Annotated in this window: 9 protein-coding genes; 6 read left to right on the top strand and 3 right to left on the bottom strand. The window is 59.6% G+C overall.

The features are described from left to right. On the bottom strand, positions 1-433 hold a 433-nt coding region (locus tag NTW95_11870), incomplete at its 3' end, for an SIS domain-containing protein (protein ID MCX6558103.1). After that, positions 420-1,148, bottom strand: a complete 729-nt coding sequence (locus tag NTW95_11865; protein MCX6558102.1) for a lysophospholipid acyltransferase family protein — start codon at positions 1,146-1,148, stop codon at positions 420-422. The genes NTW95_11865 and NTW95_11870, both read right to left, overlap by 14 nt. 135 nt (positions 1,149-1,283) lie before the next feature. Here NTW95_11865 and gdhA point away from each other — a divergent pair, with 135 nt between their 5' ends. The 4 genes from gdhA to NTW95_11845 all read left to right on the top strand — a co-directional run bounded on the left by gdhA (position 1,284) and on the right by NTW95_11845 (position 6,719). Then, positions 1,284-2,642: an NADP-specific glutamate dehydrogenase gene (gdhA, locus tag NTW95_11860; protein ID MCX6558101.1), complete on the top strand. Its 1,359-nt coding sequence runs from the start codon at positions 1,284-1,286 to the stop codon at positions 2,640-2,642. A gap of 88 nt (positions 2,643-2,730) precedes the next feature. After that, positions 2,731-3,363, top strand: coding sequence for a hypothetical protein (locus tag NTW95_11855; protein MCX6558100.1), 633 nt, complete (start codon positions 2,731-2,733; stop codon positions 3,361-3,363). A 28-nt stretch (positions 3,364-3,391) separates the two neighbouring features. After that, complete coding sequence (locus tag NTW95_11850) at positions 3,392-5,965, top strand: PAS domain S-box protein (GenBank protein MCX6558099.1); 2,574 nt, start codon at positions 3,392-3,394, stop codon at positions 5,963-5,965. Beyond that, entirely contained in the window at positions 5,955-6,719 is a 765-nt protein-coding gene (locus NTW95_11845; GenBank protein ID MCX6558098.1) for a sugar phosphate isomerase/epimerase, read from the top strand. Before NTW95_11850 ends, NTW95_11845 begins: the two co-directional genes overlap by 11 nt. Before the next feature lie 50 nt (positions 6,720-6,769). Here NTW95_11845 and NTW95_11840 read toward each other — a convergent pair whose 3' ends face one another. Then, complete coding sequence (locus tag NTW95_11840; protein ID MCX6558097.1) at positions 6,770-7,093, bottom strand: PilZ domain-containing protein; 324 nt, start codon at positions 7,091-7,093, stop codon at positions 6,770-6,772. 192 nt (positions 7,094-7,285) lie between these two features. On the opposite strand from NTW95_11840, the gene fabF reads away from it, so the two are divergent. Then, positions 7,286-8,527 carry a beta-ketoacyl-ACP synthase II gene (gene fabF / locus NTW95_11835; protein ID MCX6558096.1) on the top strand — a complete coding sequence of 414 codons (1,242 nt, stop codon included), beginning with the start codon at positions 7,286-7,288 and terminating at the stop codon, positions 8,525-8,527. Position 8,528: 1 nt separating this feature from the next. Continuing rightward, positions 8,529-8,988 (top strand): nitronate monooxygenase (locus NTW95_11830; GenBank protein ID MCX6558095.1); only part of this gene is annotated, 460 nt, incomplete at its 3' end.

The raw sequence follows: 8,988 nt of genomic DNA, 5'->3' as shown, positions 1-8,988 counted from the left end.
CCTGGCGCCCGGCCAGGGCGATGGTCAGCAGCCCCCTTTTCCTGGCCGTGGCCAGGGCCTGCAGGACATTGGCCGACCGGCCGCTGGTGGTGATGCCCAGCGCCACGTCGCCCTTGGCGGCGAAGGCCTCCAGCTGCCGGGAAAAAACAACCCGGAACTCTTCGTCGTTGGCGATGGAGGTCACGTTGGCCATGTCGGAGCTCAAGGCCAGGGCCGGCAGGGCCCGGCGCCGGAAATAGAACTTGTTGACCAGCTCGGCGGCAAAATGCGAGGACTGGGTCGCCGAACCGCCGTTGCCGAACACCAGCACCTTGTTGCCGCAGCGTAGGGCTTTTTCCATGCCAACGATGGCCTCGTCCACACGGGGGTCCTCGTTCAGGCCGGCCAGCAAGCGCGCGCGCTGTTGCACCCGTTCATCTTCAATGATTTTCATTGTAGTTATCCTTATATATGGTATTTTGCAGGGTCCGCACCCACCCCGGCAAGTCGCTCTCGTTGACGCCGGCCATGCTCTGCAGCGGGAAACACTCGATATCGACCGTGCCGGCGCGGATGGTGATCCGGCCCGGGGGCATCAGCTGATAGCTGCCGGAGATTTTCACCGGCAGCACCGGCACCCCGGCCTTGAGGGCGATCATGAAACCGCCTTTCTTGAAGTCCTGCCTGCGCCCGCTGCGGCTGCGCGTCCCTTCAGGGAAGACCAGGAAAGAGCAGCGTTTTTTTTTGATCGCGGCGACCGCCTCGTTCAGCGCTTCCTGCCGCCGGCGCGGGCTTTGGCGGTCGACGAACACGAAACCGGCCAGTTTCAACACCAGGCCGATCAGCGGGATTTTCCGCGCTTCGCTCTTGATCAGCACGCGCGGTTCGCCGGGCAGGGCGCTGTACAGCAGCGGGCCGTCCAGGTTGGATAGGTGGTTGCAGACCATGAGCATGGGCCGGGAAAAATCGACCCCCGCCGCTCCGTGCACATGCATCCTGACCCCGACGATCTTCAGGCCGAATCTCATCACCGCCCGCGACAGGATGAAAAGGAATTTGTCGTAGCCGCAAAGGCCGGAAACGATCAAAACCGGAATGAATAGCAATGGGACTAGGAAAAAAGCCAGCAGATAGGCCAGGATGTTTCTCAGCGCGCGCATGCCCTTCATTAATAAATATTTTTCGGCGCTTTGTCAAGGCAAACAGTTGACAATTCGGGGAATTTCATTTAATAATTACATTTCTATTTAAACATCCGCGCACGCCAGGCTGGTGATTAAAAAATTCCGAAAAGGAGATAAACCATGTCTATGATGAAGGAACTCATTGAAAAAGTCAAAGTCAAGAACCCTGGTGAACCCGAATTTCACCAGGCGGTCAAGGAAGTGCTGGAGACGCTCGAACCCACCGTCAAGAAGCACCCTGAATTCGTCAAGGCGAAAATCTACGAGCGCATCGTCGAGCCGGACCGGGCCATCCTCTTCCGCGTGCCGTGGGTGGACGACAAGGGCGAGGTCCAGGTCAACAAGGGCTTCCGCGTGCAGTTCAACAACGCCATCGGCCCATACAAGGGCGGCCTGCGCTTCCATCCATCGGTCAACCTGGGCCTCATCAAGTTCCTGGGCTTCGAGCAGATTTTCAAGAACTCGCTGACCACGCTGGCCATGGGCGGCGGCAAGGGCGGCTCCGACTTCGATCCCAAGGGCAAGAGCGACAACGAAGTGATGAAGTTCTGCCACGCCTTCATGCGCGAGTTGTTCCGCCATATCGGCGCCGACGTGGACGTGCCGGCCGGCGACATCGGCGTGGGGGGGCGCGAGATCGGGTTCCTCTATGGCTACTACAAGAAAATCCGCAACGAGTTCACTGGCGTGCTGACCGGCCGCGCCCTGGAGTACGGCGGCAGCCTGATCCGTCCCGAAGCAACGGGCTACGGCGCGGTCTACTTCGGCGCCGAGATGCTGGCCACCCGCAAGAAGGATTACAAGGGCCTGCGCTGCCTGGTCTCGGGCAAGGGCAACGTCTCCCAGTACACCATCGAAAAGATCACCCAGCTGGGCGGCAAGGCCATCTCCTTCTGCGATTCCGGCGGCACCGTGATCGACGAAGAGGGCATCGATGCCGGCAAGCTGGCCCATTTGATGGAGATCGAGAACGTGCGCCGCGGCCGGGCCAAGGAATACGTCGAGAAGTACAAGAGCGCCAAATTCTACGAAGGCAAGAGCGTGTGGGACGTGGTCAAGGAGCAGGGCATCACGTTCGACTGCGCTTTCCCGTCGGCCACCCAGAACGAGATCAACGAGGAGCACGCCAAAGCCATGGTCAAGAACGGCTGCTTCCTGGTGAGCGAGGGCGCCAACATGCCCTCCAACCTGGCGGCCATCAAGGTCTACCAGGAGAGCAACATCCTCTACGGGCCGGCCAAGGCGGCCAACGCCGGCGGCGTGGCCACTTCGGGCCTGGAGATGGCGCAGCAGAGCTCGCGCTGGTACTGGGACCGCAACGAGGTCGATCAGAAGCTGCAGCGGATCATGAAGGCCATCCACCAGCAGTGCCTGGACGCCTCCGAGAAGTACGCCACCAAGGGCGACTACCTGACCGGCGCCAACATCGCCGGCTTCATCAAGGTGGCCAAGGCCATGCTGGCCCAGGGCATCGTCTGATTTAACCTGCCGAATTCAATCAGGGGGGGTTCCAGAGAACCCTCCCTTTTTTTTTCGAAAAAAACCCGCGCTTGAAAACTTCGTGCAAATGAGCTATAAGATGACCAAGGAGAAAAGCATGGACGAAAACAAGGTCCTGTTCAAGGACATCACCCAAAAAACACCGTTTTACAAGCAGGCCAAATTCTGGGCCTCCCTGATCACCGTCATCATCGGCCTCATATTGATCCTGGTGTTCTACAAAACCGTCATCCAGGAAACCATGAGCGATGCCGAAGTGGCCAAGTCGATCCAGATCGTCTGGCACGACTCCGTCTGGGTCGATAAAAAGGGCAAACCCGACGAGGCCATCATCGTCCCCTCGTTCACCTTCAAGATAAAGAACACCGGCACCCGGCCGCTGCAGCACGTCAACTTCAACTGCATTTTCATTTTTGCCGACAGCGGCGAAAACCTGACCGACGGCTATGTGACGGCGGTCAAGGAACCCCTGCCGCCGGGGCAGGTCAGCGGCGAGATTTTTGTCAAGGGCTTTTTTGGTTACAGCGCCTCATCCAAGCCGGCGTTCATCAAGAACATGGCCAACTGGAAGGAGATCAAGGTCAAGATCTACGCCAAGACCAAGAATTCCGGGCAGGTGCTGCTGGGAATTTTCCCGGTCACCAAAAAAATCGAAGGCATCCAGGTCATCTACGAAGGCCAGCAAGCAGAAAATCAGTGACCACCGCGTTCACCGCGCCAGGGGTGGAATGAAAAAGCTAACCGTGCAGCTGATCATCATCCTGATCGCTTTCGCACTCGTCCAGGTGGTCCTGCAATTTCTGCCGCTGCCTCCGGCCTGGCAGCATGGGTTGGACCTCCTGCTGCTGCTGGCATTCATGGCGTTGGTGCTCGTTTATTTCAAACGCCGGATACTGAACCCCCTGCAGGAGATCAGCAGCAGCCTGCAGCTCGCCGGGCAGACCGGAAACGGGCGCATCCTTGCCGCCGGCACCAAGCTCGCCGGCGAAATCGCCGAAATCTCCGCTTATGTCGAAAGCGTCCTTGTCCAGCTGCAGAAAAAGAGCGCCGAGGCCAGGGAGGCCGGGGAATTCCTGGAAAAGCTGATGCAGACCGCCCAGGTGGTGGTGATCAAGTTCGACCGGCGAACGCGCCCCGTATACATCAACGACTACGGCCTGAAGAAATTCCAGGTCGATGCGCAAACCATCTTGTCGCTGCGCCTGAGCGAATTCGTTGAAAAGAAGTTCATCCGCGAGATCGTGGGGGAATTGCGCGACCATGACCATGTCGTGGAAAAAGAGACCACCATGGTGCTGAAAACCGGAGAAAAGCTCGACATCGCCCTGTCGCTGTCGCTGATCCGCGATGCCGACGGCAGGGTCAGCGACTACCTGGCGGTCGTTGCCGACATCAGCAAGCGCAAAAAGGCCGAGATCAACCTGAAAAACCAGATCATTTTCTCGCAGCAGATATTCCAGTCGATCCCGGAAATGATCATCATCGTCGACCGCAGACTGCGCATCACCTTCATCAACCGCAAAGCCCACGACGTGATCCGGACCGCCGGCGAAAACAGCATCGGCCAGAACCTGAACCTGATCCTGAGCAAGATGGCCAACGAAAGCGGCTTTGACGAACTGGTGCGCAACGTCATCGAGAACGGCAACAGCGTTCACCGCATCAACACCATCAGTCCCATCCTGGAAGAAGAAAACTACGTCGACCTGATCGTGGAACCGCTGAAGAGCGGCAAGACCATCATTGGCGGCATCATCATGCTCCGCGATATTTCCGAATGGCGCGGCCTGACCACCCAGCTCCGCTCCCTGCAGGGCTTCATGCAGAAGCTGATCAACGCCAGCCCGTACGCGGTGATCTCCATCAACAGCAGCAACCTGATCACCACCTGGAACCAGTCGGCCGAAAGGATCCTCGGCGTGCCGTTCGCCGCCGCCTTCGGCGAGAACATCTATGCCCTGCGGCCCCTCTTCAACAAGTACAAGGACATCATCAACGAGACGATGATCCTGAAAAAGACCGTCTATCTCAACGACGAGCGCATCTTTATCGGCGAGGAGGGCTTCATCGTCGCCAACCTGACCCTGTACCCGGTGACGGCCGAGCAGAACGGCGTGGTCATCCACCTCGAGGACGTGTCGGCGCTGAAAAAGCTCGAGTCCTCGCTGCTGCAGGCGCATAAAATGGAATCGCTGGGTCTGCTGACCAGCCACATCGTCCACGATTTCAACAACCTGCTCAGCGGCATCATGGGCTACGCCTCGCTGCTGGAAAAAAAGATCGCCGACGACCCCAAGTTGAAAAAGTACGTATCGACGATCATCAACTCCAGCGAGCGGGCATCGACGCTGATCGGCCAGCTGCTCAACTTCTCGCGCAAGAAGCTCGCCGAAAAGGAGACCCTCAATCTCAACGACCTGATCAGGGAATCGCTGGATTTCCTGTCCATGAGCCTGAAGACCGTCCACTGCGACATCCAGCTGCATCCCACTCCGATCCTGATGCAGGCCGACAAGACCAAGATTTCCCAGACCCTGATCAACCTGCTTATCAACGCCAAGGACGCCGTGGAAGCCTCGCCCAAGCCGACGATCACCATCCGCACCGACCTGGTCGACGTCAGCGGCCAGAAGGATCTCATTGACGGCCGCTACGCGCTCCTGCAGATCGGCGACAACGGCAGCGGCATCAGCCGCGAGCACCTGAGCCGCATTTTCGAACCCTTTTTCACCACCAAGGGCCAGGGGCGCGGCACCGGGCAGGGCCTGGCCATCGTCCAGGAGATCGTCAAGGATTACAACGGCCACATCGAGGTGCAGTCGGACACCGGCTGCGGCAGCACCTTCACCATCCTGCTGCCGGCCTACGAAAAAGAGGGCGAGCGGGCCGGCCGGGCCGGAGCGCTGGAGCCGGCGCCGGCGCTGGAAGGCCTGGTCCTGCTCATCGATGACGAGGAGGTCGTGCGCGACATCGGCAGCGACATGCTCAAGAGCCTGGGCATGAAATGCCTGACCGCCGTCAACGGCAGCGAAGGTATCGAAACGTTCAAAAAGAATGGTTCGGCGATCAAACTGGTGATCCTGGACATCGAAATGCCGGGCCTTTCCGGCGAAAAAGTCTTCACCGCCCTCAGGGAGCTCAACCCCAGGGTGAAGATCCTCATCGCCAGCGGCTACGGCAAGGAATACCTGGAGACGGCCAAGTTCAAGGGCAAGATCGAGCATTTCCTGCCCAAACCGTTCAATATCGAGCAGCTGTCCTACCAGATCAAGCGGCTGCTGGGCGTCCAGAATGTTCAATAGTTTTTACATCCGCGTCGCCAGCGACCGCATGAGCCGGGAAGCGCCGCTGCTGCTGAAAATGAAGGCCAACCCCGAAGTGTACATCAGCGCCGAAAACCTGCTGCGCTTCACCCCGCAACGGATCAGGGAAGTCGCCGGCGAACTGTCCGCTTTTCCCAGCCACACCATCCACGCGCCGTTCATGGACGTCTGGCCCGGAGCCGCCGACGAAGCCATCCGCCGCTTGAGCCTGGAGCAAATGCAAAAAATAATGTCCCTGGCCGCGGCCTGGAAAAGCCTGCTGGTGGTCATGCATTTCAATTACGACCCCATCTATTACCGCCAGCATTTCGAGCGCTGGCTCGACCGCGCCGCGCGCTTTTACCAGACCCTGTTGGCGGAGAGCGACGGCCCGTTCATCGCCTTGGAAAACATCGCCGAGCCGACGCCTTACGTTGCGCTGCAACTGATGAAACGGGCGGACCGGCCGCGGCTCGTTCATTGTTTCGACTTCGGCCACCATCACGTGTTCGGCCGCATCCCGGCGGAGGAATGGCTGTTTTACCTCGCTCCGCACCGGCACATCCATTTCCATCTGCACGACAATTTCGGCGCCAACGACGACCACCTTCCCCTGGGCCAGGGAAACATCGACTGGCCGGCGGCCAGGGCGGCCATCAGCGGCGTGGGCTGCCCCTTCTCCATCGCCCTCGAGCCCCACTCCGCCCCGGCCCTGCGCACCACTGCCGAAAATTTCAAAAGGATTTTTGCCTAGGCAAAAAGCGATGCGCCGGCCGGGACAAGCGGTCGCGTCTCTTTAACGCATTACCAGTGGCCGGTTTTCCCCCGCGTCGCGACGTAGGCCAGGAAGGCCGGCGGCGGATCCATGATCAGGATGCCCAATTTCCCCGTCTTGGCCCCGGCCGTCCCCGGATCGATGCTCCAGCGCACGCTGCCTTTCATGGTCACCGGCTTCCCCTTGATCTCCATGACCACCTCGATCTCCTTGTAGGTGGGGACGAAATGGTCGCTGCTCACGGAAATGCCGCTGGGCGAGATGTCGGTTAGCAGGCAGCTGAAGCTCTGACCGTCGTTGTTTATGATGACTTCCTTTTTTTCATCGGTTTTCGGCATACTTCTGTTTCTCATCTTTCGCCTCCGCAGAACCTGGGTTTTTATTAGCATAAAAATTGCGCCATTTCAAGCGGAATTAATATTGTCCGTGGAGGTTCTTTACAATCATGCGTAACAATTGGTAAAATATCCAGGTAAAATTTTTAGTTCATCCCCAATCCGTTGACGGTGGTGATGCCGGGATGACAGGATAGGAGGCCGACGTTCATGGACAGGCAGCGGGTCGTGGTTACCGGCTTGGGAGCGGTGACTCCAATCGGCATCGGCATTGACGCGTTCTGGCAGGGATTGCTAACCGGAAAAAATGGCATTGCCCGGGTCAGCCATTTCGACCCGAGCGGATTTCGCTCCCAGCTGGCCGCCGAAGTGAAGGACTTCGATCCGCTGACATGGATCGACAAAAAATCTCTCGAGCGCATGGACCGCTTTGCCGCGTTCGCCTTGGCCGCCGCGGCCATGGCCATGCAGGATGCCGGCCTGGACAACCACCCCTTTGAAAAATCCCGGGCCGGGGTGATTATCGGCTCGGGGATCGGCGGTTCGGCCAGCATCGAAGAAGGCCATCGCCACCTCCAGGAGAAGGGGCCCAATTCCCTGACGCCGTTCTTCGTGTCGAAACTGCTGATCAACATGGCCGCCTGCATGGTCTCGATCCGCTTCGGCCTGAAAGGTCCCCTTTCGGCCCCTTCGGTCGCCTGCTCCACCGGCGCCAATGCCATCGGCGACGCGTTCCGCATCTTGCAGCGGGGCGACGCCGAGATTATGCTGGCCGGCGGATCCGAAGCGGCGGTGACCCCCCTGGCCTATGCCGGTTTTTGTGCCACCCGCTCGATGTCCGCCAATCCCGACGCCGAAAACGCCTGCCGGCCTTTCGACCGCCATCGCGACGGTTTTATCATGGGCGAAGGGGCCGGCGTCGTCGTTCTCGAAAACGGCGAACACGCCGTCAGGCGCCGGGCGAGGGTCTACGCCGAACTGGCCGGCTACGGCAATGCCGCCGATGCCTATCACTTCACCGCTCCCGAGCCCAGCGGGGACGGCATGGTCAGGGTCATGAAAGCAGCCCTGAAGGACGCGGCCATCGAGCCCGGGGATATCGGTTACATCAATGCCCATGGCACTTCGACCCCCCTGAACGATAAGATCGAGAGCGCCGCCATCATGAACGTATTCGGCGCCCATGCCCGGGCCCTGAAGATCAGTTCCAACAAGTCGATGATCGGCCACCTGCTGGCGGCGGCCGGGGCGGTGGAATTCATCGCCACGGTCATGAGCGTGCACGGCGGCATCGTGCCGCCGACGATCAACTACCGGGAGCCCGACCCCGAGTGCACCCTGGATTACGTGCCCCGGGGCGCCGAAACGCTGGCGCTGAAATATGCCACTAGCAATTCGTTCGGCTTCGGCGGCGGCAACGCCTGCCTGGTCGTCAAGAAACAAGAGGATTAATATGACAATTCCAAAACTGAAGATCGGCAGCATTACAGCCGAGATCCCGATCGTCCAGGGCGGCATGGGCGTGAGGGTGTCGCTTTCATCACTGGCTTCGGCCGTGACCAACGCCGGCGGCATCGGCACCCTGTCCAGCATCGGCCTGGGCGATTTCGTCGACTCGCTGAGCGAATACGAAAAAATTTCCCACGAAGCGCTGGAACGCGAGATCCACCAGGTGAAAAAGATGACCGCCGGTCCGGTCGCCGTGAACTTCATGGGGGCGCTGAGCAACGTCAATGACCTGATCAAGACGGCCGTCAGCGGGGGAATCAAGATCATCGTCTTCGGCGCCGGCCTGCCGACCGCCCTCCCCGAGCTGGTCCCCGACCCTTCGGTGAACCTGGTGCCCATCGTCAGTTCCGCCCGCGTAGCGGAGTTGATCCTGCGGGTCTGGGACAAGCGCTACGGCCGGACCG

Source organism: Candidatus Aminicenantes bacterium (genome assembly GCA_026393795.1).
GTDB lineage: Bacteria > Acidobacteriota > Aminicenantia > UBA2199 > UBA2199 > UBA2199.
Note: the sequence above shows the minus strand (reverse complement) of the source record. Positions and strands in the feature narration are given on the sequence as shown.

Bases quoted from the DNA above. Each gene is read 5' to 3' on its own strand.
- NTW95_11865 (MCX6558102.1), bottom strand. From the start codon at position 1,148: ATGAAGGGCATGCGCGCGCTGAGAAACATCCTGGCCTATCTGCTGGCT.
- gdhA (MCX6558101.1), top strand. From the start codon at position 1,284: ATGTCTATGATGAAGGAACTCATTGAAAAAGTCAAAGTCAAGAACCCT.
- NTW95_11855 (MCX6558100.1), top strand. From the start codon at position 2,731: ATGAGCTATAAGATGACCAAGGAGAAAAGCATGGACGAAAACAAGGTC.
- NTW95_11850 (MCX6558099.1), top strand. From the start codon at position 3,392: ATGAAAAAGCTAACCGTGCAGCTGATCATCATCCTGATCGCTTTCGCA.
- NTW95_11845 (MCX6558098.1), top strand. From the start codon at position 5,955: ATGTTCAATAGTTTTTACATCCGCGTCGCCAGCGACCGCATGAGCCGG.
- NTW95_11840 (MCX6558097.1), bottom strand. From the start codon at position 7,093: ATGAGAAACAGAAGTATGCCGAAAACCGATGAAAAAAAGGAAGTCATC.
- fabF (MCX6558096.1), top strand. From the start codon at position 7,286: ATGGACAGGCAGCGGGTCGTGGTTACCGGCTTGGGAGCGGTGACTCCA.